A 23492-nucleotide genomic window follows, 5' to 3' on the forward strand; every position below is an offset into this window, starting at 1 on the left:
CTCCAATAGGTTACATCCGTTACAGACGCGTCCTTAAACTTAATTTAATCATCCGCTTCATGCGGCTTTTGTTCAGGAATGGGGAGCAAAGGAATCTGATAGCTTTTGATGAGAGCATTAATTTCTGCTTGATTCTCCGTAATTAATTGAGTTAAAACCTCTTTACGCGCCTTATCGCCATAACGAACCCCCATCGCGATTGAAAAATCAAATTTTATCGCCTTTGTTGAAACCATCGGTAAGACGCTATAGGTATCGGCAGCGGCTTGTGATAAAACATAACCCGCCATTGGCCCCCAAAGAATCGCCATATCTAATTTTTTGGCTTTTAAATCTTTAGAAATGGTCATTGCAAGATTATTCTTATCATCCCCAGTCATGGTTTGATAAGGAATTCCCTGATCTAATAACCCTTGCTGTTGTAGCCATGTGGTCCCAGGACCTCGATCAAACATCGCTATTTTTAAGTGTTCTTGTTTAACCAAGGGTAATTTTGAAATGTCTTTAGGTTGAGTAATGGCATCAAAGCCTCGTCCTTTGGCAATTAATAACACATACTGGGAATGATAATAAGGTTGTGTGGTCATCGTCAGCTCATAACCTGCGGGAACACCCATAACAACGTCACACTTATATTCACCACTGCCTTCTTTTAATTCAACTCTTAATGTATTTCTAATAAAACCAATCCGTTGTGGAAACCACATGTACTCAATTTCTTGACCTAATTTTTTAGCAAATAAAGCGGCAATTTTATTTTCAAAACCTGTTTGTTTTTTGGTTGAATACGGAGGATTTAAAGGATCTGCACAGACTTTAAATTTATCAGCGGCATTAAGCGTATAACTTGTTGCAGCTAACAATAAAGTCGTTATCAGTGTAAAGCGTTTCATTTATTTTGTCCTAAATTTAAAAACAGTGTTTGCTCAATTATGTCATCACCAAGCAATCAAGTGTGGCTAGTATTATAGCGTTCTCTGGGTTAAAAATAAGTATCCATTGCAAATTTATTTTATCGTACTAAAGCCTGTTTACTATAAAATACTCACCTTATCTCTCAATTCAATTCTAATTCAATGACAGACGATTCTCCACGCTCATTTTTTTTTAAATGGCTTAAACGCTCTATTGTTATTGCTATTTTAGGGTTAGCTTTTTTTTTAACGCCGTATCTTATAAAATTAAACACCGAAGTGGTGACCACCTTTAATGGTAAACGCTGGGATATTCCAGCGCGTATTTATGCCAACCCTTTAGATCTCTATGTGGGACTCGCTTTAAAACAAACTGAATTGGAAGATTTATTACAGCAATTACATTATCGTCAAGAAATGAAATTAACTTCGGAAGGGGCGTATAAGTCGTTACCGAATAAAATTGAATTAAAAAGTCGTTATTTTGATTTTTGGGATGGGCCGCAACTGAGTCAGCATTTACAAATCCAATTTTCTAAGCACAGTATTACTCGAATTACCGATTTAACCCTGAAACAAAACGTTGCAATTACACGATTAGATCCCGTGCAAATTGGTAGTTTTTATCCTCAGCGAAAAGAAGATCGAATTTTAATTAAACTGGATGATGCGCCTGATTTTTTAACTCAAGGTTTACTTGCAACCGAAGATCGAAATTTTTATCAACATTATGGCGTTTCATTACGGGGCGTAGCGCGGGCGGTGTGGTCAAATTTGCGCGCAGGGGGATTGGTTCAGGGTGGCAGTACGCTAACGCAACAATTGGTTAAGAACTTTTATTTAACCTCCGAACGAAGTTTAAAGCGTAAAGTGAATGAAGCCTTTATGTCGTTATTATTAGAATTTCATTATGAAAAATCTGAAATTTTAGAAGCGTATTTAAATGAAATTTATTTAGGGCAAGATGGGGCGAATGCGGTACATGGGTTTGGATTAGCCAGTCAATTTTATTTTGGTCGTCCATTAAAAGATTTACCACTGCATCAATCCGCTGCGTTAATTGCGCTGGTAAGAGGGCCTTCAATGTATGATTTACGGCGACACCCTAAAGCAGGCTTAGATCGGCGCAATATGGTCTTAAGAGAAATGTTTGCTCAAGGCTATATTAAAAAACCAGTGATGACCGCTGCGATTGCTAAACCTCTGGAGGTTATTCAACATAAACATCGTTCTGTTAATCGTTACCCTGCCTTTTTAGATAAAGTTAAGCGTGAATTAGCGCAACAATATAAAGAAGCAGATTTAACTACGGAAGGGTTGAAAATTTTTACCACCTTGGATTCGCAAGTACAAAATAGCTTAGAAAAAACGGTGGCTAAAAAAATAGCGTCATTTGAAAAACGACCTAAAAGTAGTCAGTTAGAAACCGCAGTTATTGTAACGCGTCGTGAAAGTGGTGAAATTATTGCGTTAATGGGCGGGAAGAAATCAACAGAGGCGGGGTTTAACCGTGCTTTAGATGCGGTTAGACCGATTGGCTCTTTAGTCAAGCCTGCGGTGTTTTTAACCGCGTTAATGCAAACAGATCGGTTTACGATGGTCACCCCTGTCAGTGATGCCGCGATTCATGTAAAAAGTGGGGGACAAGTGTGGTCACCTAAAAACTACGATCATAAAGAGCATGGTCTCGTTCCGTTGCATAACGCCTTAACCTATTCTTATAATTTAGCGACGGTTCGTGTTGGGATGGACGTGGGTTTAGAGGCGGTTGAAAGCACATTAAAAAAATTAGGGGTTAGTCGGAAAATTAATTTATTTCCATCCTTACTCCTTGGTGCGCTCCAATTAACACCGTTTGAAGTCAGCCAAATGTATCAAACCTTAGCGGGGGATGGTTTTATGACGGAATTAAAAACGATTCATACCGTCGTTGCGATGGATGGTAAACCGTTGCAACATGTTCCCTTTACGATTGAGCAACGTTTAGATCCTGCGGCCACTTATATTATTAACACGATACTACAAAAGGTCATGACGAAAGGAACAGGGCGTTCAGCGTATAAATATTTGCCTAAAAAATTAGCCTTGGCTGGAAAAACAGGCACGAGTAATGAATTAAAAGACAGTTGGTTTGCAGGCTTTAGTGGGGATTATTTATCCGTAGTTTGGATCGGTCGAGATGATAATAAACCATCAGGATTAAGTGGATCATCAGGGGCATTACAATTATGGATTAATTTAATGCGAAAAATTGCAACACAACCCGTTAATTTAATTGCTCCCGATGGGATTGAAATGGCGTGGATAGACAACCAAGGTTTATTAGCCGATTATTATTGTCAAGGGGCTAAAAAATACCCCTTTATAAAAGGCTCTGTTCCAACCAAATTATCGCCGTGTATTGCGACCATGAAAGTCATTCAAGCGGAACCTTTGTATGATAAGGATGGGCAACCCCTTAATTCTAAGCCAGCTCTTCAAGATGATGATGCCTTATTTTAATTTTTTTTCCCCGAAAAAATAAACCGAATAACGATAGCGTCAAAAAATGAACTTTATACTCGATTTTAATCTCCAATTAGAAATTATCAAGGATTATTTTTAGTGAATTTTTTACAATTTTTTGGAAGAAAAAAAACCTTTTCTCACGGGATTCATCCCCCTGAATATAAAGAAACCCATTACAAAGAAACGCGTCGATTACCCTTTCCGCCTCATGTGATCTTGTTGCTAGGGCAAAGCATTGGCAAACCTGCGGTGTCGATTGTTCATAAAGGTCAACACGTTGAACGGGGTGAGTTAATCGCCAAGGCCGATGGCTTTGTTTCTGTGCCTTTATATGCGTCAGTCACAGGAACGGTAAAGGGCATAGAATTGGTTTTAACCGCAAGAGGAACGCGTGAACCTGCGATTATTATTGAAACCATGCTCAGTTCAGGGCAACGTCAATTAGATGGGGTTCAACGTGATCTTGACACCTTATCACGGCAAGATTTAATTAAAGCCGTTTGTACTATGGGAATGGTGGGCTTAGGAGGCGCGGCTTTTCCGACTCACGTCAAAATGAGTATTCCGAAAGACTGTAACATTCATACGGTCTTAATTAATGGCTGTGAGTGCGAACCCTTTTTAACCACCGATCATCGAGTGATGTTAGAACAGGTTAATCATTTAATTCGAGGGATTAAAATTGCGATGAAATCGGTGGATGCGCCGAAAGCAATCATCGGAATTGAAAGCAATAAACTCAACGTTTTAGAAGCCATTAAACCGCATCTACCTACGGATGGTTCAATTACGATTGAGGCCGTTGTGACTAAGTACCCACAAGGTGCGGAAAAAATGTTAGCGACCGCGCTTTTAGGGGTTGAAATTCCATCGAAAGGACTGCCCTCTGAAATAGGCCTCGCTATTTTCAATGTGACCACCTTAGCTGAAATAGGGCGTTTATTACCTCAAGGGCAAGCGTTAATTGAGCGTATTGTGACGGTGACAGGGGATGATTTAGAAAAACCAGGAAATTACCAAGTCCCCATCGGCACGCCTTTAGGCCATATTCTTGAATATGCAGGATTCACAGGGGATGAAGCCGAGTTAATTTTAGGCGGGCCAATGATGGGCATGTCGGCGGCCTCGTTAGATGTCCCGACAACCAAAGGAACGGGCGGCTTATTAGTGCTGGATAAACGGGCAACCAAAAATGATGACATTATGCCCTGTATTAAATGTTCCCGATGCTTACAAGCCTGCCCTATCAATTTAAACCCGTCTGAATTAGGATTGTTAGCGGCAAAACGTCAATATGATGTCATGGAAGAAAAATATAACTTAAATGATTGCTTTGATTGTGGCTGTTGTAGTTACGTTTGCCCCTCAAACATTCCGCTTGTTCAGTACTTTAGAATCGCAAAAACCCTCAATAGACAAAGGCATCAATAACATGGCGATTAAACCCCCTAAAATAGATCTTCGTACTTCGCCCTATATTCGACGCGCCCCCTCTGTTCCCCAAATTATGCGGAATGTGGTTTATGCTTTAATTCCTTTAATTATATTTTCGGTGATTCATTTTGGAATCAGTGCGTTTGCCTTAATTTTAGTCGTCCCCTTATCCTGTGTTGCGACAGAACATTTTTTTTGTAAAATGTCGGCTAAGAAAACAACCGTTACCGATTTTAGTGCAGTGATAACAGGACTTTTATTAGCGATGACCTTACCGCCTGGATTTCCTTTATGGATGGGGGCGGTAGGTGGTTTTGTTGCCATTGCCATGGGGAAAACGCTCTTTGGGGGGATTGGTTTTAATGTTTTTAATCCTGCTTTAGTCGGACGTGCTTTTTTACAAGCGGCGTTTCCTGTTTCGATTACAACATGGACACCCACACAGGTAGCTGATCGGTTTGTTGACTTTATTCCATCGACCTTAGCTCTGCCTTTTATGCGCCCAGAAGAAACGGCACAATGGACCGCTCAAGTGGCAACCGATGGTTTTAGTGGCGCAACGCCATTAGCATTAATGAAGTTTCAACAGGTTATCACCGACAGTACCTCCTTATTTTTAGGTTCGGTAACTGGGTCTGCTGGCGAAACCTCCGCATTACTCATTCTATTGTGTGGTGGCTACTTAGTTTTTAGAAATATGCTGGATTGGCGAATCCCAGCGGCTGTTATTTTTGGAACCGCGATTTCAGCGGAATTTTTTCACTTAATTGATCCTGATGCGCCCCGTGCCTTATTTATGATTTTATCAGGCGGTTTAATGTTTGCCGCCGTCTTTATGGCCAGTGACATGGTTGCCTCTCCCGTAACCCCAATGGGAATTTTTGTATTTGGCGTTTTAGTGGGATTTTTAACCGTTTTAATTCGATTATATGGGGCGATGACCGAAGCGGTGATGTACGCTATTTTATTTGGTAATGCCGCAACCCCTCTAATTGAATCGTATACCCAACCTAAAATTTATGGGGCGCGTAAATAATCAGCCGTTAGATACCGAAAACTTTTTACTCACGATTTTTTGATCTAATAGAATATACTGGCATCATGATTAAAACTAACACAGGCAACCAGCCTGGGACGGCTAGCCAAAAGCTCCATGGGTTTGTCGATGTAAAAGGATTGTCTTGCGCGTTTGTTATCAACCAAAATCCATAATGATTGGCTATTGTTTTTGGCTGAGGAGGACGTGGCTTTTTAAAAAATGCCCCTGCTAGATCAAAAGATTCTATTATAGAAGATGACAATGATCGAAATCGGCCACTTCCTCCGACCCAAACACTACCATCACCAGGATAACGAAGACGAACGAATAAATGTAAAAAGTGATTTTTTTGACGAATATCATGGTCAACACCAAAACTCGTATATTGATGTTGACCCATAAAGTGCATTAGTAACAATGCTATAGCAAGCAATGCGTAACAAAAAGAAATTTTTTTTGACCGTAACCCTCCAAAAATTTTACTTTTTATCATCATACCGCCAATATCTTTTGCACTAATTTAACCCAATAACTCGCCCCCAGTATTAAATTATCATCATTAAAATCATAATGTGGGTTGTGTAATAAACAGCCGCCTTCGGTTGATCCATTCCCGATCCACGCATAACAGCCTGGTTTTTGTTGTAACATAAAGGCAAAATCTTCCGACCCCATACTTGGTGTGGGTTGAAAAACTTTATCTTTTCCAATTAATTCTTCAGCGACTGTTTTTGCAATCGCGGTCTCTTCAGCGGTATTAATCGTAACGGGGTAACCCACATTATCGGGATTAAACACAACCTCAACGCTGAGTTTTTGAGCCAAAGCCATTGCATCGCTTATTTGAGTAATTTGTTCACGGATAAGGTTTTGCAAAGACGGGGTGAAGCATCGAAAAGTCCCCCGAATAACCGCGTTATCTGGCAACGCATTCCAAGTATCCCCTGCATGAATTTGAGTAATACTGACAACAGCCGCCTGTGTCGGGTCAACTTGACGACTTACAATGGTTTGTAAGGCACCGACCAATTGACTCGCAGCGACAATTAGATCATCCCCTAAATGTGGCATGGCCGCATGGGTTCCCTGTCCTGTTAGTGTAATTTCAAAGCAATCGAACGAAGCCATTACCGCTCCTTTTTTGAACCCAAAATGTCCTTGTGGAAAACCTGGAAAATTATGTAATCCATAAACACTATCCGCTGGAAAAAGATCAAAGAGGCCCTCATCAATCATCGCTTTCGCTCCTGCATGTGCTTCTTCGGCAGGTTGAAAAATAAAATAAACCGTGCCGTTAAAATCTCCTTCGTTGACCAAATAAGCCGCAGCCCCTAAAAGCATCGCCGTATGTCCATCGTGTCCACAGGCGTGCATTTTTCCCGAATGTTGGGATTTGTAAGGGAGTGTATTTTTTTCATTAATAGGGAGAGCATCTATATCGGCTCGTAATGCAATTTTTTGAGTACTCTCTCCCCTTGATAAACAAGCCACCAGTCCTGTTTTTCCTAACCCTGAATGTACCTGTAAACCTAAGTCATTTAAAATTTGTTTCACATAAGCCGCTGTTTTTACTTCTTGATAAGCGGTTTCAGGAAACTGATGTAAATGATGCCGCCATTGACGCATTTGCGGATCTAATCGTGTCATTTTTTCTGGAATACTCATGAATACAATGCCTATCGGTAATGAGAAAAATTTAGCTTAGCATTTTCTTGAAAAACATCCCGTGTAACATTTTTTTTCAGTTAAAACAAAATTCATGTAAACATCATGTGGATTCATTTCAAGCACTTTAACGACTTGGGATTCATAAGCGATGGCCATTAAAATACAATCCGTTCGTACCTGATTAAGTAAACGATCATAATACCCCGCACCATTGCCTAAACGCGCCCCTTGTTGAGTAAAAGCAACACCAGGAACCATGATTAGATCAAGTTGTTGCGGATTAATCGTTTTTAATGGATTTAACCAGTGTTCTTTTGGGGGTTCTAAAATTCCCCATGTTCCTGCGACCAATTCATTTAAGTCAGTTAATCGCCATAATCCCAATTTAGGATGCCCGTGTTCATCGTGAGTGCAATAAGGAATAATTATTTTTTTATCATTTTTAAGCTGTGTTTTTACAAACTCAAGCGTTCTTACTTCCGAACGACAATGCAAATAAACCAAAAGAGTCGTCGCGTGTTGATAAGCCGCGTGTTGAGAAAATTGCTGGCAAATAACTCGACTTAATTCATCTTTATGGCATTGCGCCTTTCTACGGGCATAAGCCTGTTGACGTTGCGACTTTTTAATCAATGACATTACGTTATGCGTTGTAATTTAACAAAACTATAAGAAAAATTAACCTTGGGATCATTATTAATCGTTTCGCGTTCAACTTCCTGCCATTCAAGGGGATTAATCTTAGGAAAATAAGTATCCCCTTCAAATGTTTGATGAATCTCAGTTAAATAAATAACATCCGCTTGATCGAGGGTTGACTCATAAAAACTCGCCCCGCCAATAATAAATAATTCTTGAGCCTCAGAACAGCTTTCCATCGCGGTGGTGAATTCATTAAAAACTTCACACCCTTGTTGCTGGTAATCGAGGTTACGGCTAATAATAATATTTTTTCGACCGGGGAGGGGTTTACCAATGGATTCATAGGTTTTTCGTCCCATTAAAATAGGGTGCCCAAGCGTAATTTGTTTAAATCGTTTTAAATCCGCCGATAAATGCCACGGTATTTGTTGATTAAGACCAATTACACGATTCGTTGCCATTGCAACAATGAGAGAGAGAGTCATTGATTAAATAAAAATAAGAAAGTTAAAAATGGCATCTTTCATTTTTCGGTTTGCAGTTTAAATTGGAGTCCAATAGCTTTAGCTATTGGCGAGTCACGAAAATAGCTTGAGCTATTTTACGCCACATTATTTTGTAAGAATAAAGTGTAAACTACTTTTTAGCTAAATGAAGGATGCCTTAAAAATATCAATAATAGCCGTCTAAGCCAATATTAACAATACGCGTATGGCCGTTAATAATAAGGGATAAACGTAAGGTTTGTGCCGACTCGGCTTCATCTAATCCAGGAAAAAACAAATAACCGTGAGCTAATGACCCTGGTGTGATCTGTTGATTATGTAAGGATTTATCGGCCAGATTATAAGCAATATCCCCTTCTATTTCATCGTGCTTGGCCGCCCCGCCATAAATAGCCCCGACCGCCCCGCCTAAAACCGCGCCTTTCATTGCTGCCGTGCCTAAATTATCTCCGGTTAAAACCCCAATCGCTAACCCTGCAATTGCCCCCGCTGTCCCCATTAATATACTGGGAACGCCTGCTCCTAATGCGGTTTCGGTGATTTGAACTTCATCACTCGCGCGTTCATTCGCTTGACGTGCGCTTAATAATGGCCACGCTTGTCCTTTTTGATCGAGCAAAAAAGTTTGTTGCCCCACTAAACTCACCACATGGTTACTTTGATTATCAATAACCACTTTAATCGGTAATAAACCCGCCCCACGAATATCAAAACCAAAGGCCGTTTCTGCTTTATCTTCATCAACAAAAGACTGCGCGACTAATAAAACACCCTCAACATCAATGGCATCATTTTGTAAACTCGGTAACAGAACAGGGGTTACCCGTTCGTTATAGGTACTACAGGCAAATAAAGATAAACTGATAGAGACGATAACGATTAATTTTTTTAACATGGTTTTCCCCCTGATTGATAACGCTGGAAAGTCGCATTTTTAGCTAAGATTTAAAAAATAATGGCTATTTTCTAAGTCATAATTCAAGTTTTTAAGGGTTGATTTTAGAATACTTTGAAATACTTAAGCAATGGCTAACCTTAATTAATGTGGGTTCTATTACGAACTATTGGGACGCTAGTCGTGAAGAATAGCCGTTTTATAATTAATTATTTTAATAAATAGCGGAGAAAACAAAAACAAGGTTACACAACTCAAGTAACAGCACTATAATTGATTATATTTAACGACTTATAATCCCCGATGGAATAATAAAACATCGGTTTTTTTAAAATCTGACGCATTCTTTATTGAGTTTTAACGGTAGTTTACACTTTTCTAAAAAAATTGTGAGCAATGAAATTATTTTCATAACGCCCAAAAATAGAACAGTCGTCAAAACGAGTGAACTTTAAATTTAAAAAATGAAGAATGCGACGTATTAATTATTATTTATAAAATTTGATATGAAAATAGGAACGGCATTAACGAACAACGCGACGAGAGCCTTACTTTTAGGGAGTGGGGAGTTAGGTAAGGAACTAACTATTTCTTTACAACGCTATGGTGTTGAAGTGATTGCGGTGGATCGCTATCCGAATGCACCCGCTCATCAAGTCGCCCATCGAGCGCATGTGATTGATATGACCGATGCCGAGGCGATTAAAAAATTAGTGCGCGACGAAAATCCCGATTTTATTATCCCTGAAATTGAGGCGATTGCTACCGATGCTCTAGCTGAAATTGAAGCGGAAGGGCAGCATAAGGTTATTCCTAATGCAAAAGCCGTGCAATTAACTATGAATCGTGAAGGCATTAGAACGGTCGCCGCAGAAAAACTTGGATTACCCACATCCGCTTATGCGTTTGCAACGCAGTTTGATGAATTAAAAGCCGCGATTGATAATGGAATCGGTTACCCTTGTTTTATTAAGCCAACGATGTCATCATCAGGAAAAGGCCAATCAAGAGTAACGAAAGAGGCTGAATTAGACGCGGCATGGGGGGTTGCAAAAGAAGGCGGTCGAGCGAAAACAGGTAAAGTCATTGTTGAAGCAAGCATTGATTTTGAGTTTGAAATTACCTTATTAACCGTTCGTGCCTTAAATAGCGAAGGTCAAGTCGAAACCTCTTTTTGTGAACCGATTGGTCATCGACAAGAAGACGGAGACTATCGTGAAAGTTGGCAGCCTCAACGAATGAGTGAAAAGGCGATTCAATTATCACATGAAATTGCACAAAAAATAACCGATGAAATGGGGGGCTTAGGTCTTTTTGGAGTCGAATTATTTATCCAAGCGGATAATGTTTGGTTTAGTGAAGTAAGTCCCAGACCTCATGATACGGGAATGGTTACACTATTAAGTCAACGACAAAGTGAATTTGATTTACATGCCCGTGCTATTTTAGGACTGCCTATTTCAACCACCTTGCAAACAGCAGGGGCGAGTGCGGTGATTTTAGGGGGAATAGACAGCCAATCTGTGGTTTATGAGGGATTAGATAAAGCCCTTAGTATTCCTGAAACCGAAGTCCGTTTATTTGGAAAGCCTGAAGCCTTTGTCTCCCGACGAATGGGGGTCGCGATTAGTGTGGCAGAAAATACGGAGGATGCAAAAGCCAATGCCATCAAAGCGGCTCAGTTAATAAAAATTATCAACGAATAAGGGGAGGATATATGATCAAACTTCTAATGGTTTTTTTAGTCGCTTTTATTTTTTCAGAATTTGCGAATGCTGATGTTTATAAGTATAAAGATAAGAGTGGTAAAATTCACTATACCGACAGCCCGCCTAATAAAAACTATAAACGCATTATTCGGACTAAAGTGGTAGTTCGACTTAGAAATAATGATAACACGCTAGGACGTTTAAGTAGTTTTTCAAAAAAAGGGTTTTCAAAAAAAGGCAGCTTAAGTCGTAAAGAAAAAGCACGGTACAGCCGAATATCACATTCAGCAAAAGCCAATAGAAAAAAATATTCCCATTTTATTGCGAATGCGGCTAAAAAATACAATGTTGATCAGAAATTGGTTCACGCGGTTATTTTAGCTGAATCCGCTTATAACCCTAATGCGGTTTCACCCGTTGGGGCAGTGGGATTGATGCAATTAATGCCTGCCACAGCAAGACGCTTTGGCGTGACGAATCGAAATGATCCACAACAAAGTATTGATGGAGGAACGCATTATTTAAAAATATTATTGAAAATGTTTAATTCAAATATGCGCCTCGCCGTTGCGGGTTATAACGCAGGGGAAGGAGCGGTTAGAAAATACAATAATACCATTCCACCTTATAAAGAAACCCGTAATTATGTCAAAAAGGTCTTGGCTTATTATCAAGGGTAATATTTTATAATGGAATAACACACGATAGAGGCGTGATGCTTCGCGCCTCTACCCCCTTTAATAGGTATTTTTTACCCTAAGAACGTCAATGAATTAAGCTTTCCAAAGGAATCTGTAGATTTTTATGTAAGGCTCGAATCATGGTTAACGATAAATCTCTTTTTTAGAAAATATTTCAGAAATTCTTCCTCTTGAGCCTAAAAAAGGTTCTAAATCTTTACGGGTTAATCCCGACTGCTCCATTCTAAACTTTATGGCGTCTACTGGGTCAGGCAGTGCAATAGGATAGTGCTTGGTTTCATACGCTTCAACAAGTACTAAAAGAATATCAAGTTCATCCCCTTCTACTGAATTTTCAGGACTTCCCCATAATTGTTCTATTCTATGAAGACTATTTTCATAATCCTGTTCGGTTTTTATTGGTTGAATATCCATTATAAATCTCTGCGTCAATAAGGTCGTATTGCTTGTGTGTTCCAACGAATTTTATAAAACAAACTTGTCTATTGTAATCAATTGCAACAATAAGTCGGTATTTGTTTCCTGCAATATTGAACACAACTCGACTGTTTTTCAATATACTTGCTGAACGAAATTTCGCTTTTATTTCTTGTGGTTTTTTCCAGTTTGCCTTTAGAGTTTCTAAGTACCATACTTCAAGAGGAACTTTTGAATCTTTATATTCAGAATTTAGTTCATAAAAATTTTTAAGTGTTTTGTTAGATATTATCCTCATATAAAGTCTCTTTTCTTAGAAGAATAAAGTATATCACACATTAGTTACCAAAATGGAAACAATGATTTTTTTTAATATTCTACATAATTTATAGTTGCCTGTTAAAATAATTCGTAACTGATTTTTTCTCTTTTTACACCTTTTAAATACCCATCATGGATTACAAAAAAACGCTCAACTTACCCAAAACCGCTTTCCCGATGAAAGGCAATCTAGCCCAACGCGAACCGATGCGTTTAAAGCAATGGAATCAAGCGGATTTATACCAACAAATTAGAGACCTGACCGCAGATCGCCCTAAATTTATTTTGCATGACGGCCCTCCTTATGCCAATGGTGAAATTCATATTGGTCATGCGGTAAATAAAATTCTCAAAGATATTATTCTTAAATCCAAAACCTTATCGGGCTTTAATGCGCCTTATGTTCCTGGTTGGGATTGTCATGGCTTACCGATTGAGTTACAAGTCGAGAAAAAAATTGGTAAAGCAGGGGTTAAAGTTTCCCCTGAAATTTTTCGTAAAGAATGTCGAAAATACGCAGCCAAGCAAGTCAAACTCCAAAAAGAAGCCTTTATTCGTTTAGGAATTTTAGGGGAATGGGATCAGCCTTATTTAACGATGGATTATCAATTTGAAGCCGATATTGTGCGTTCATTAGGTAAAATTCATGCCAATAATCACGTTGAAAAAGGCGCGAAGCCTGTTCATTGGTGTACAGATTGTGGTTCTGCATTAGCCGAGGCAGAGGTCGAATATGAAGATAAACATTCACCTGCCATTGATGTGCGTTTTAAAGTTTCAAACCCTAAAGCATTCATTGAAAGCTGTCATCATGTGAAAGATCATGAAGGCGAAGGCCCTTTATCAGTGGTTATTTGGACAACCACCCCGTGGACACTCCCCGCTAATCAAGCAGTTGCGGTTAATCCTGAATTAGAATATGCCCTCGTTCAAGTTGAAAATGAAGGCGTTAAAGAACGTTTAGTGATTGGCGAAGCCTTATTAAAAGACGTGATGTCGCGCTACAGCATTGATGATTATCATGTATTCGCATATTGTAAAGGCGATGCGTTAGAAAATCAGTTATTACAGCATCCTTTTTATGATCGCCAAGTTCCGATTATTTTAGGCGATCATGTGACTACGGACGCAGGAACAGGCGCAGTACATACCGCACCCGGTCACGGTCAAGACGATTATATTGTGGGTCAACGTTATGGATTACCCGTGGATAATCCAGTCGGAAATAATGGCGTATTTTTACCGAATACCGAATTTTTTGCTGGTGAGCATGTTTTTAATGCGAATGCCCATGTGGTCGAGGTATTAAAAGAAAAAGGCGCGTTAATTCATCACCATGCGTTATTACACAGTTATCCACATTGTTGGCGACATAAAACCCCAATTATTTTTAGAGCCACCCCGCAATGGTTTATTGCTATGGATAAAAATAAACTGCGTGAACAAGCCTTAGCCGAAGCGAAAAAAGTCCAATGGATTCCTGACTGGGGCATGGCACGCATTGAGTCCATGTTAGAAGGTCGTCCTGATTGGTGTATTTCTCGACAACGAACTTGGGGCGTGCCGATACCGTTTTTTGTACATAAAGAAACAGGGGAATTACACCCACGGACTCATGAATTAGTTGAAGAAATCGCATTAAAAATTGAAGAAAAAGGTATTGAAGCGTGGTTTTCATTAGACATCGCCGATTTCTTAGGGGACGACGCTGAACACTACGATAAAATGAGCGATACCTTAGATGTCTGGTTTGATTCAGGTGTGACGCATGAAGCTGTCGTTAATCGTCGTGAGCAATTAACCTTTCCTGCTGATTTATATTTAGAAGGCTCAGATCAACATCGGGGTTGGTTTCAATCCTCATTATTAACCTCAACCGCGATAAATGGCGTTGCCCCGTATAAACAAGTGTTAACGCATGGATTTACCGTGGATGCGGAAGGCAAAAAAATGTCTAAATCCGCAGGTAATGTGATTGCACCGCAAACGGTGATGAAAGACTTAGGCGCGGATGTGTTACGTTTATGGGTAGCGGCTACGGATTATCGCGGTGAAATGAATGTATCACTGGATATTCTCAAACAAACCACCGATGGCTATCGGCGTTTACGCAATACGGCACGATTTTTATTATCCAATTTAACGGATTTTGATCCCACCACCGATAAAGTCGCACCGAATGATTTATTAGCCCTTGACCGTTGGGTGATTGATAAAACCTATCACTTACAAGAAGAAATTAAAGCCGATTATGAGACTTATCAATTCCAACATATTTATCAAAAAGTTCATCATTTTTGTGCAATGGAATTAGGTGGTTTTTATTTAGATATTATTAAAGATCGTCAATATACCGCTAAAGCTGATGGATTAGCTCGCCGTTCAGCACAAACGGCCATTTATCATATCATCGAAGCCTTATCACGTTGGCTAGCTCCAATCATTAGTTATACGGCTGATGAAATTTGGAACTATATTCCAGGTGAGCGTCGTGATTCTATCTTTTTAGAAACATGGTATGAGGGGTTATTTACCTTAGATTCAGATACACCTTTAACCACAGAGTTTTGGGATCAATTGATTGTCACTCGAACCATCCTGAGTAAAGAATTAGAAACCTTACGTTCAGATGGAAAAATTGGTTCATCTTTAAATGCGGAAGTAGAGCTTTATTGTGATGATGCAATGCTTTCAAGTTTAAAACCGATTGAATCGGAATTACATTTTATTTTTATTACTTCCAGTGCGATTATCAAACCACTAAATGATGCCCCTGAAGAGGCGATGCAGACTGATTTAGCGGGTTTGAAATTAAAAGCCGTGGCTTCAAATCATGAAAAATGTGTTCGTTGTTGGCATCATCAAGAAACGGTCGGTTCACATACAGAACATCCTGAACTGTGTGGTCGTTGTGTAGAAAATATTGCAGGAGAAGGTGAGGTTCGGCACTATGCTTAAATGGTTTGGATTATCTATACTGATTATAATTTTAGATCAATGGAGTAAGTTGTCGGTGACAGCGACAATGCAGCTCTATGAGTCGATTCAAATTATGCCCTATTTTAATTTAACCTACGTGCGTAATGAAGGCGCGGCCTTTAGTTTTTTAAGTGAGGCAGGGGGTTGGCAACGTTGGTTATTTGCAGGACTCGCTTTTGCTATGAGCATTCTGATTACAGCTTGGATTGTGCGTTTAAAACAGCAAGAATTATTATCAGCGGTGGCCTTGTCTCTGGTTTTAGGGGGCGCGGTGGGTAATTTAATAGATCGTGTCGCGTATGGTTATGTGATTGATTTTTTAGATGTTTATTATCAGGATAAACATTGGCCCGCGTTTAATGTGGCTGATTCTGCAATTTGTGTGGGGGTGTTTTTAATGCTGTTAGAAAATTTTGGTATTGGACGGCCTAAAGAAGAAACGTAATGATGGTCGGGTGGGCATCGCTCACCCGAGTATCTACTTTAAATTTCAGGGTAAAACAAATATCAGACCTGCAAACTTTGCGCTTTTTGAGCGATAAGATTCGCCATAGACGGCATTTTGAATTCACCACTAACTCGGTCATAAACATAATCATAAAAACTCACGGCTAGTTTTTTAGCCGTTTCAGCAAGACTCATAAAACTGTCTTTGATTTTCGTGCCTTTCTCATTTCGAGTCTGGAAGCTTATGTCTCGCGCACGCGCTTGTCTTCTTGATTCATCACTGTATTAACAGGTATTTGAGCATCAACTTTTACCCGCGCTTTATCAGCTAACTTGAACTCGTCAAGCAAGGATTGAGCTTGTTGATTGTAGATATAATGGCGTGGCGCATAATCGGTCAGCACGTCCAGAACCGATAAACGGTTTTTGTGTTTGGTGGTGAAATAAGCGGTAAACAAGTCATTGCAGACCACCTGACAATAGTGGTTATCACCGTTGACTCGCGCACTGGTATCATCAATATGACCGTATCACTGTTGAGAATACCGCTGCGATAAAGCTCGCTTTTTTCCTGAGACTTAAGCATGGGAATTAAGCTACGAAAAAGCCTTTAGATACTAAGTCGCTAGGCAAGCCAGTTTTGTCGAGTAGGCATTTTAGCGTTTGGTCGATTTTAACTCGTGGGATCTTGGGTTTACGGCGGCGTTTTTTCTTATCCGAGTCCGTATTTTCAGTGTCGTTATTAGTTTCTTTTTGCGCGTCAACTTGTGCTTTTTTACGTTCGTCTTCGGATGAAATATCATCACCCTTATTATTTTTATTGGGTTTGATATCAGGCTTTCCCTGCTCACCTTTCAAGCGATTAACCTCGTCACGAAGTTGCTGTAATTCAGTTTCTAAAGACAATTTATCACTGGCTAAGCGTTCAATAAGATTGAATATTTTTTTGACAATATCCTGCGCTTCGCTACTTTCAATTTGAGCGATTTCTTGATAAATGGCGTTAGTTTCAGCCTGTAGGTCGTGGATATTCAAAGTATGTAAATGTTCGTTCTTTTATGATATGTTGTCAAATCTATTTTAGAAATTTTATCTTTACCCTGAGATTTAAAGTAGATACCATTATTGATAATTTCTTGTGTGTAAAGCGTACCTGCACGAAAGAAATTACCGATTAATTCTTTTTTTTAACATCCATACTCAAAACAGGATCTCCCTGTGTTGTATATTCCTGCTTGAGGCGTTCAATATTCTTAAATTGTTCGTCTCGATAAGGGATATTAGACTTTCCTGCCTCGGCTTTAAAAGCTTGCCGTGGACGAAAATTATGTTTTTTCAACAGTCTATCAACAACCGTTACACTCATTGGAAAGCCTTGTTCCCCAAGCTTTTTCGCGATAGCAGGGCGCGATAAATTTGTCCATTTTATCGTTTCATCCATGGGAGATCCCGCCGTGTTATTTTTCAATACGTCTAAAAATACCTCATCTATTCCATCAAGGGTTGGCAGTAAAAAGTTACGTCCTCCTCCTGATTTGCGAATGCGTTGCTTTTCATTAGATAGGTCGGTTTTTAATTCCTGTTGACCGCGAGTAACGGCGACGGTCTTTTTCCGATAAGCTATTATAAAAATTGCGCATTTGCGCTTCAATGTTTACTGGATAATTTTGTATTTTCATAACAATAGAGCATACTTGATTCAAAGCTTGTTACCAACTAATATAATTTATTAATTTTTGGGTTTTATTAAATCCGCATTCCATAATACGCTGAAGAATAAAGGTTATAACTTTGAACATAATTATGGTCATGGAAAAATTCATTTAGCAACAGTATTTTCAATGCTAATGATGTTAGCTTTTCTAATTGATCAAGTACAAGAAGAATGTTGTGAATTATTTCAAAACGCTAGAAAAAAATTTAGAACAAAAACTTATTTATGGCATAAAATGACAGCTTTATTCCTGTCTTATTTTATTCCAGATTGGGAAATTTTTTATTTATCAATTATAAATAAACATAAGCCGTATATATTAGAACCTAATATTGATATAAAAGAGGGTTTTGATAGCTCATAAAATAATTAAAGGTTATATAATTTCTTCTTCTTGCGTATTAATATAAAATAGTTTACCTAGTAAATTTAGTCGGTTTATCTTGCCGAAGGGTGACTTATTCATAAAATTTTGTACTCATTTTAAAATAAAAAAATAATACCTGGGGCGGGAGTTGCTGGAAGTGTTGTGAGAAGGAAACCTAAGCGCAAAACGACAAGCCTACGAACAGAAATATCATATTAGGCGTAGTCTCTGAGGTGAGTTGGCACAAGACAACGAAACCCAAGGTTTGTGAGATAACGTAAATGATGAGGTTGTGGCGTGACAGTTCATGTTCTTATCTGGGGAGGTCTGCTTAACAGGCAGTCGATAAGAAACCTGTATAGACCCCTTGTTTTTCTTGTTTCCTTGTTTAAAGGTCGAAAAATCAAGCTGGCTGACCCCTTGTTTTGCTCTTAAACTGGCTGCCTCCTCTCCATCAAATAACGCTACTTAATTTCATTCAATGAGTGACTGATTTTATAAAGACAATGAATTTAGATTTTATAATAAATAAACAAAAATAACACATGGATTTTTTTGATTTGAAACTAACCTATAAACGTATCTTGTATTATGACCTTAACGATTGAAACCTTAAGAAAACGCGCGACGAAGTTTGTTAAAAATTACGCAAACTCTCATTATGAAATGGGTGAGGCACAAAATTTTATCCGTGATTTATGTGAAATATTTAACTTAAATTATCGCCGTTCGGTTCGTTTTGAAGCACGGGTTAAAAAGTTAAAGGGCAGTGGTCGTATAGATGCTTTTTTTCCTAGCTTATTGTTAGTTGAAATGAAATCAGAGGGGAAAGATTTAGATAAAGCCTACCTTCAAGCAACCGATTATTTTCATGGTTTAAAAAATGAGGAGTTGCCGCGCTGTGTTTTGGTCAGTGATTTTCAAAACCTGCATTTATATAACCAAGAAAATAAAGGCGAAGTCTTAAAAATCAAGTTAGCAGAATTACCGCAATATATTGAGAGTTTTCGTTTTATAACAGGCTATGAAAAGTTATTTAATGAACGTCAAGAGCGGATTAATAAGGATGCGGCGGAAAAAATGGCAGGCTTACATGATGTCATTAAAGCCACAGGTTATAACAGTAAAGATTTAGAAACCTATTTAGTACGTTTGTTATTTTGCTTGTTTGCGGATAATACCAATCTGTTTGGTGAAAACACTGTTTTTTTGGATTATTTAAAAAATTATACGCAGGTTGACGGTGAAAATTTACACGAACGCTTACAAACGTTATTTAAGGTACTCAATCAACCGACTAAGAAACGCTTAAAAAACTTGCCCGAACATTTAGCCGCTTTTCCTTATATTAACGGTTCTTTGTTTGAGGGCGCATTGGAGGATTGTTATTTTGATGAGGAAGTGCGGACTATTTTAATTGAGTGTTGTGAACTGGATTGGAGCGAGATTAGCCCCGCGATTTTCGGTTCTTTATTTCAAGCGATTATGCACTTTGATGATGAGAAAGCGGGCGGAAAGACTAAGAAACGTCGTGAATTTGGGGCGCATTACACCAGTGAAGAGAATATTTTAAAAACGATTGATCCTTTATTTATGGATGCTTTACGGGCTGAATTTGAGCATATTAGTCCTAAAGGTAGTCGTGTTGGTAAGGTTAAGACGGCTAAGTTGGCGGTGTTTCATCAAAAGTTAGCGGCTTTGAATTTTTTTGATCCTGCCTGTGGTTGTGGTAACTTTTTGATTGTTGCTTATCGGGAGTTACGGTTATTAGAATTGGACGTTATTCATGCACAGTTTAGTAAGGCGAAATCGGCACAATTATCGGTTGAAACTTTAATTAAATGTGATGTTGACCAGTTTCATGGGATTGATATTGATGGCAGTGCGGTAAATATTGCGACGGTGGCAATGTGGTTGACGGATCATCAAATGAATTTAAAAGTGCAGGAATTGGGTAATTATTTTAATCGGATTCCGTTGGTTAAAAAGGCGAATATTGTTCATGCGAATGCTTTACAAATTGATTGGAAAACAGTGATTGCGCCTGAAAAGTGTAGTTTTATTATGGGTAATCCGCCGTTTGTGGGTTATAAATATCAAACTAAAGCACAAAAAGCGGATTGCGCCAAAATTTTTAAAGGAATGAAAGGGGCGGGTGTTTTAGATTTGGTGACCGCATGGCATGTTAAAGCGGCACGTTATATTCAAACAAATAATAATACTGCTGTTGCTTTTGTTTCAACGAATAGTTTAACGCAAGGTGAACAAGTCGCTATTTTATGGACAGAATTATTAAGATTAAATATTCGGCTTTATTTTGCTCATCGTACTTTTCGTTGGAGTAATGAAGGTAAAGGCGTTGCGGCTGTCCATTGCGTCATTATGGGTTTTGGGTTGCAAGAATTAGAGTCTTATCGCTTATTTGATTATGGGGATAATATTAGTGGTGAGCCAATTGAAATAAAAGCACAACAAATTAACCCTTATTTAGTGGATGCTTCGACTATTTTTATTGAAAAACGTCGAACCCCTTTAATCTCTGACACACCAAAAATGACAAAAGGAACACCTCCTTCTGATGATGGAAATTTTTTGTTATCTCAAGAAGAAGCTAAGTTTATCAAACAAAATGATAGCATTGCTAGTAAATATATTCGCCAGTTTTTAGGGGCTGCTGAATTTATTAATAATTTACCTCGTTATTGTTTATGGTTAAAAGAAAGCACTGTAAATGACCGACTTAAGTCACCCGAAATAAAACAACGTACTGAATTGGTTAAAAAATGGCGATTAGAAAGCAATCGCATAGTAACAAATAAGTTAGCTGAGACACCCTATTTATTTGGTGAAATTCGTCAAACTGACCAACCGTATTTATTAATTCCAGTTGTCTCTTCTGAAACACGCCGATTTATACCGATTGGCTATATTAATGCCGATGTAATTTGCGGATATGCCAATTTTATGATGCCTAATGCCAGTCTATATAATTTTGGCTTACTTTGCTCAACTTTTCATAATGCTTGGATGAGAGCTGTATGTGGAAGATTAGAAAGTCGTTATCGTTATTCAAACACCGTTGTTTATAACAATTATCCTTTTCCTGAAAACCTAAAATCGGCACAAATAAAAAAAATAGAAACCGCCGCACAACAAATTTTAGATGCCCGAAAAGCTGAAGAAGATTTATGTGCAGAACAAAATCAAAAATGCTCATTAGCGATGTTATACGCTAAAGAGGGAATGCCCGCCGATTTAGTCAAAGCCCACAACGCTCTAGATAAAGTAGTCGATGCCGCTTATGGATATAAAGGCAAAAAAGACGATGCCGCACGGGTTGCCTTTTTGTTTGAACGTTATCAAGAATTGATTGATGGGTTAGAATAGACTTGTTCTTCTAAATAAAATATATTAAAATCAATTGCTTATATATAATTGATAACATTCACAATCAGTTGATACAGCCTAATAAATAAACTTTAAATTAAATTATTAAAAATAATAAATAAGCTTTATAATAAATTTCTATAAAAAATAAAAATCAAAGTATAACATGAAAATAAAAGAAATTTTACCAAGAATTTATGATGATAGACAGTTAAGAGCTTTAACAGGATTAAAAACAGAACATTTTATTTTACTATTATCTCTATTTGAAAAGACCCTTATTGAAGATCAAAAAGAAAAACATGAAAATAAAGAAAGAAAATACGGTAGTGGTTTAGATAGCACATTAAAAACACCCGCAGACAAATTATTATTTATATTAAATTATATGAAGTGCTATTCTACTTTCGATCACTTAGGGTTTTCTTTTAATATGAATAAATCATGCGCCCATACTCATGTATACAAATTATTTCCAATTTTAATAAAGACGTTAGATATATTTAATGTTTTACCTGCAACAAGTTTTTCAACCCCTGAAGAAATGCAGCAGGCTTTTGGCGGAGTTCAAACATTGATAATAGATGCTACAGAGCGTGCTGTACAACGCCCTAGTGACTATGAAGAACAAAATGAATTTTACAGTGGTAAAAAAACAGCATACAATTAAAAATACCACTATAGCTTCTTTAGGTCATTTAATTTTATATATTGGGGTTAGTTTTCCGGGTAAAAATCATGATTATGGAATGTTTAAAAAAGAATTTAATCCAGAATTAAATTGGTTTAGTAATTTTAATATATTTATTGATTTAGGTTATTTGGGGTTTAATAATGAATATAAAACTAATTCGGTAAATATTCCTCATAAAAAACCAAATAAATCTAAGCATAATCCAAACCCAACATTAACAGAAAATAAAAAAAAAGAAAACAAAGATATGAGTCGTGAAAGAGTCATTGTTGAGCATGTAATCGGTGGAATGAAAAGATATAGATGCCTAGTTGACAAGTTTAGAAATAAAAAAGAAGGTGTAAAAGATTTATTTTCTTTTTTAGCGGCTATCCTATGGAATTTTAACATGATATATTAACTTCTTCTTAAAGAACAAGTCTAATAAAAAATTTACAACCTTTCCCCTCAATCATTTAACGCATTTGCCCTTATTTGCTATCATGGAACCCATTTTCAAACCTATTTTTGATTTAAAATTACAATGACCCAAGGTAAACTTTATATTATTTCCGCCCCTTCTGGCGCGGGGAAAACCAGTTTAGTGAAACGGCTTCTCAACGAAATAAACGATCTTAATGTTTCTGTTTCCCACACCACACGCGCTATGCGAGAAGGTGAGCAACAAGGCATTGATTATTTTTTTGTCTCCATTGAGCAGTTTAAACAGATGCAAGCACACCCTGATTTTCTGGAATCTGCACAAGTGTTCGATCATTTTTATGGAACCTCTCAACAAGGTGTTGTCGATAATCTCACACAAGGAAAGGATGTTATCTTAGAAATTGATTGGCAAGGGGCGCAACAAATTAGAAAAATGTTACCTGATTGCCATTCTATTTTTATTTTACCGCCATCTATTGATGTATTAGAGCAACGGTTAAAAAATCGGGGGCAAGATAGTCAAGAAATTATTACGCGGCGAATGCAAGATGCGGTGATTGAAATTAGCCATCATCATGAATTTGACTATCTCATTGTTAATGATGACTTTGAACAGGCGTTATCGGCGTTAAAAAGTATTATTTTAAGTCAACGTTTACTTAGGTCGCGCCAGCAGTCGAAACTAAAACCATTATTAGATCAGTTAGGTTATCGTCCTTAACAGCCT

24 protein-coding genes are annotated in these 23492 nt (G+C 38.1%); 12 read left to right on the forward strand and 12 right to left on the reverse strand.

What is annotated here, in order from left to right; genetic code table 11:
- Positions 1-44: 44 nt before the first annotated feature.
- Positions 45-893: a quinoprotein dehydrogenase-associated putative ABC transporter substrate-binding protein gene (locus tag Q9M50_04430; protein ID MDQ7089875.1), complete on the reverse strand. Its 849-nt coding sequence runs from the start codon at positions 891-893 to the stop codon at positions 45-47.
- Between the two features lie 183 nt (positions 894-1076).
- Here Q9M50_04430 and mrcB point away from each other — a divergent pair, with 183 nt between their 5' ends.
- The 3 genes from mrcB to Q9M50_04445 all read left to right on the forward strand — a co-directional run bounded on the left by mrcB (position 1077) and on the right by Q9M50_04445 (position 5892).
- Complete coding sequence (gene mrcB, locus Q9M50_04435; protein MDQ7089876.1) at positions 1077-3416, forward strand: penicillin-binding protein 1B; 2340 nt, start codon at positions 1077-1079, stop codon at positions 3414-3416.
- Between the two features lie 102 nt (positions 3417-3518).
- The gene (gene rsxC / locus Q9M50_04440) at positions 3519-4853 is read left to right on the forward strand and encodes an electron transport complex subunit RsxC (GenBank protein MDQ7089877.1); all 1335 of its coding nucleotides are present in this window, start codon (positions 3519-3521) and stop codon (positions 4851-4853) included.
- 1 nt (position 4854) lies between these two features.
- Complete coding sequence (locus Q9M50_04445; GenBank protein MDQ7089878.1) at positions 4855-5892, forward strand: RnfABCDGE type electron transport complex subunit D; 1038 nt, start codon at positions 4855-4857, stop codon at positions 5890-5892.
- Positions 5893-5917: 25 nt separating this feature from the next.
- Here Q9M50_04445 and Q9M50_04450 read toward each other — a convergent pair whose 3' ends face one another.
- The 5 genes from Q9M50_04450 to Q9M50_04470 all read right to left on the reverse strand — a co-directional run bounded on the left by Q9M50_04450 (position 5918) and on the right by Q9M50_04470 (position 9606).
- A complete protein-coding gene (locus tag Q9M50_04450; protein MDQ7089879.1) occupies positions 5918-6388 on the reverse strand; it encodes a hypothetical protein in 471 nt (156 codons plus the stop codon).
- The gene (locus Q9M50_04455) at positions 6388-7560 is read right to left on the reverse strand and encodes a M20 aminoacylase family protein (GenBank protein MDQ7089880.1); all 1173 of its coding nucleotides are present in this window, start codon (positions 7558-7560) and stop codon (positions 6388-6390) included. The genes Q9M50_04450 and Q9M50_04455 overlap by 1 nt, the downstream gene beginning before the upstream one ends.
- 36 nt (positions 7561-7596) lie before the next feature.
- Positions 7597-8202 (reverse strand): 5-formyltetrahydrofolate cyclo-ligase, encoded by a 606-nt coding sequence (locus Q9M50_04460; protein ID MDQ7089881.1) that lies wholly within the window; start codon positions 8200-8202, stop codon positions 7597-7599.
- A complete protein-coding gene (locus tag Q9M50_04465) occupies positions 8202-8690 on the reverse strand; it encodes a dihydrofolate reductase (GenBank protein MDQ7089882.1) in 489 nt (162 codons plus the stop codon). Before Q9M50_04465 ends, Q9M50_04460 begins: the two co-directional genes overlap by 1 nt.
- A gap of 187 nt (positions 8691-8877) precedes the next feature.
- On the reverse strand, positions 8878-9606 hold the full coding sequence (locus Q9M50_04470) for a hypothetical protein (GenBank protein MDQ7089883.1): 729 nt from the start codon (positions 9604-9606) through the stop codon (positions 8878-8880).
- A gap of 506 nt (positions 9607-10112) precedes the next feature.
- On the opposite strand from Q9M50_04470, the gene purT reads away from it, so the two are divergent.
- Both purT and Q9M50_04480 read left to right on the forward strand, forming a co-directional pair.
- A complete protein-coding gene (purT, locus tag Q9M50_04475) occupies positions 10113-11312 on the forward strand; it encodes a formate-dependent phosphoribosylglycinamide formyltransferase (GenBank protein ID MDQ7089884.1) in 1200 nt (399 codons plus the stop codon).
- Positions 11313-11323: 11 nt separating this feature from the next.
- Positions 11324-11995 (forward strand): lytic transglycosylase domain-containing protein, encoded by a 672-nt coding sequence (locus Q9M50_04480; GenBank protein ID MDQ7089885.1) that lies wholly within the window; start codon positions 11324-11326, stop codon positions 11993-11995.
- Positions 11996-12139: 144 nt separating this feature from the next.
- Here the strand turns inward: Q9M50_04480 and Q9M50_04485 are convergent, their stop codons facing one another.
- Complete coding sequence (locus Q9M50_04485; GenBank protein ID MDQ7089886.1) at positions 12140-12430, reverse strand: transcriptional regulator; 291 nt, start codon at positions 12428-12430, stop codon at positions 12140-12142.
- Complete coding sequence (locus tag Q9M50_04490) at positions 12393-12731, reverse strand: type II toxin-antitoxin system HigB family toxin (GenBank protein ID MDQ7089887.1); 339 nt, start codon at positions 12729-12731, stop codon at positions 12393-12395. Before Q9M50_04490 ends, Q9M50_04485 begins: the two co-directional genes overlap by 38 nt.
- 155 nt (positions 12732-12886) lie before the next feature.
- On the opposite strand from Q9M50_04490, the gene ileS reads away from it, so the two are divergent.
- Together ileS and lspA are read left to right on the forward strand one after the other, a co-directional pair.
- Complete coding sequence (gene ileS / locus Q9M50_04495) at positions 12887-15712, forward strand: isoleucine--tRNA ligase (GenBank protein MDQ7089888.1); 2826 nt, start codon at positions 12887-12889, stop codon at positions 15710-15712.
- Complete coding sequence (gene lspA, locus Q9M50_04500) at positions 15705-16178, forward strand: signal peptidase II (protein ID MDQ7089889.1); 474 nt, start codon at positions 15705-15707, stop codon at positions 16176-16178. Before ileS ends, lspA begins: the two co-directional genes overlap by 8 nt.
- A 62-nt stretch (positions 16179-16240) precedes the next feature.
- On the opposite strand, the gene Q9M50_04505 is transcribed toward lspA, so the two are convergent.
- The 4 genes from Q9M50_04505 to Q9M50_04520 form a co-directional block, all read right to left on the reverse strand.
- The gene (locus tag Q9M50_04505; protein MDQ7089890.1) at positions 16241-16375 is read right to left on the reverse strand and encodes a hypothetical protein; all 135 of its coding nucleotides are present in this window, start codon (positions 16373-16375) and stop codon (positions 16241-16243) included.
- A 47-nt stretch (positions 16376-16422) separates the two neighbouring features.
- Positions 16423-16653, reverse strand: coding sequence for a hypothetical protein (locus tag Q9M50_04510; GenBank protein ID MDQ7089891.1), 231 nt, complete (start codon positions 16651-16653; stop codon positions 16423-16425).
- Between the two features lie 118 nt (positions 16654-16771).
- Entirely contained in the window at positions 16772-17215 is a 444-nt protein-coding gene (locus tag Q9M50_04515; GenBank protein MDQ7089892.1) for a hypothetical protein, read from the reverse strand.
- A gap of 139 nt (positions 17216-17354) precedes the next feature.
- Positions 17355-17831 carry a hypothetical protein gene (locus tag Q9M50_04520; GenBank protein ID MDQ7089893.1) on the reverse strand — a complete coding sequence of 159 codons (477 nt, stop codon included), beginning with the start codon at positions 17829-17831 and terminating at the stop codon, positions 17355-17357.
- An 85-nt stretch (positions 17832-17916) separates the two neighbouring features.
- On the opposite strand from Q9M50_04520, the gene Q9M50_04525 reads away from it, so the two are divergent.
- The 5 genes from Q9M50_04525 (at position 17917) to gmk (ending at position 23486) form a co-directional block, all read left to right on the forward strand.
- Positions 17917-18258: a hypothetical protein gene (locus Q9M50_04525; GenBank protein ID MDQ7089894.1), complete on the forward strand. Its 342-nt coding sequence runs from the start codon at positions 17917-17919 to the stop codon at positions 18256-18258.
- 594 nt (positions 18259-18852) lie between these two features.
- Positions 18853-21648, forward strand: coding sequence for a hypothetical protein (locus tag Q9M50_04530; GenBank protein ID MDQ7089895.1), 2796 nt, complete (start codon positions 18853-18855; stop codon positions 21646-21648).
- A gap of 166 nt (positions 21649-21814) precedes the next feature.
- Positions 21815-22318 (forward strand): transposase family protein, encoded by a 504-nt coding sequence (locus Q9M50_04535; protein MDQ7089896.1) that lies wholly within the window; start codon positions 21815-21817, stop codon positions 22316-22318.
- On the forward strand, positions 22281-22742 hold the full coding sequence (locus Q9M50_04540) for a transposase family protein (GenBank protein MDQ7089897.1): 462 nt from the start codon (positions 22281-22283) through the stop codon (positions 22740-22742). Before Q9M50_04535 ends, Q9M50_04540 begins: the two co-directional genes overlap by 38 nt.
- 123 nt (positions 22743-22865) lie before the next feature.
- Positions 22866-23486, forward strand: coding sequence for a guanylate kinase (gmk, locus tag Q9M50_04545; protein ID MDQ7089898.1), 621 nt, complete (start codon positions 22866-22868; stop codon positions 23484-23486).
- Positions 23487-23492: the final 6 nt, after the last annotated feature.

The organism is Methylococcales bacterium (assembly GCA_030949405.1).
GTDB lineage: Bacteria > Pseudomonadota > Gammaproteobacteria > Methylococcales > Methylomonadaceae > WTBX01.

What these genes read in the sequence shown, in the direction of transcription:
- Q9M50_04460 (MDQ7089881.1), bottom strand. Translation starts at nt 8,202, where the DNA reads ATGTCATTGATTAAAAAGTCGCAACGTCAACAGGCTTATGCCCGTAGA.
- Q9M50_04530 (MDQ7089895.1), top strand. Translation starts at nt 18,853, where the DNA reads ATGACCTTAACGATTGAAACCTTAAGAAAACGCGCGACGAAGTTTGTT.
- Q9M50_04445 (MDQ7089878.1), top strand. Translation starts at nt 4,855, where the DNA reads ATGGCGATTAAACCCCCTAAAATAGATCTTCGTACTTCGCCCTATATT.
- Q9M50_04465 (MDQ7089882.1), bottom strand. Translation starts at nt 8,690, where the DNA reads ATGACTCTCTCTCTCATTGTTGCAATGGCAACGAATCGTGTAATTGGT.
- Q9M50_04450 (MDQ7089879.1), bottom strand. Translation starts at nt 6,388, where the DNA reads ATGATAAAAAGTAAAATTTTTGGAGGGTTACGGTCAAAAAAAATTTCT.
- ileS (MDQ7089888.1), top strand. Translation starts at nt 12,887, where the DNA reads ATGGATTACAAAAAAACGCTCAACTTACCCAAAACCGCTTTCCCGATG.
- Q9M50_04455 (MDQ7089880.1), bottom strand. Translation starts at nt 7,560, where the DNA reads ATGAGTATTCCAGAAAAAATGACACGATTAGATCCGCAAATGCGTCAA.
- Q9M50_04485 (MDQ7089886.1), bottom strand. Translation starts at nt 12,430, where the DNA reads ATGGATATTCAACCAATAAAAACCGAACAGGATTATGAAAATAGTCTT.
- Q9M50_04470 (MDQ7089883.1), bottom strand. Translation starts at nt 9,606, where the DNA reads ATGTTAAAAAAATTAATCGTTATCGTCTCTATCAGTTTATCTTTATTT.
- Q9M50_04540 (MDQ7089897.1), top strand. Translation starts at nt 22,281, where the DNA reads ATGAATTTTACAGTGGTAAAAAAACAGCATACAATTAAAAATACCACT.
- Q9M50_04480 (MDQ7089885.1), top strand. Translation starts at nt 11,324, where the DNA reads ATGATCAAACTTCTAATGGTTTTTTTAGTCGCTTTTATTTTTTCAGAA.
- gmk (MDQ7089898.1), top strand. Translation starts at nt 22,866, where the DNA reads ATGACCCAAGGTAAACTTTATATTATTTCCGCCCCTTCTGGCGCGGGG.
- lspA (MDQ7089889.1), top strand. Translation starts at nt 15,705, where the DNA reads ATGCTTAAATGGTTTGGATTATCTATACTGATTATAATTTTAGATCAA.
- Q9M50_04535 (MDQ7089896.1), top strand. Translation starts at nt 21,815, where the DNA reads ATGAAAATAAAAGAAATTTTACCAAGAATTTATGATGATAGACAGTTA.
- purT (MDQ7089884.1), top strand. Translation starts at nt 10,113, where the DNA reads ATGAAAATAGGAACGGCATTAACGAACAACGCGACGAGAGCCTTACTT.
- Q9M50_04505 (MDQ7089890.1), bottom strand. Translation starts at nt 16,375, where the DNA reads ATGAGTCTTGCTGAAACGGCTAAAAAACTAGCCGTGAGTTTTTATGAT.
- Q9M50_04430 (MDQ7089875.1), bottom strand. Translation starts at nt 893, where the DNA reads ATGAAACGCTTTACACTGATAACGACTTTATTGTTAGCTGCAACAAGT.
- mrcB (MDQ7089876.1), top strand. Translation starts at nt 1,077, where the DNA reads ATGACAGACGATTCTCCACGCTCATTTTTTTTTAAATGGCTTAAACGC.
- Q9M50_04490 (MDQ7089887.1), bottom strand. Translation starts at nt 12,731, where the DNA reads ATGAGGATAATATCTAACAAAACACTTAAAAATTTTTATGAACTAAAT.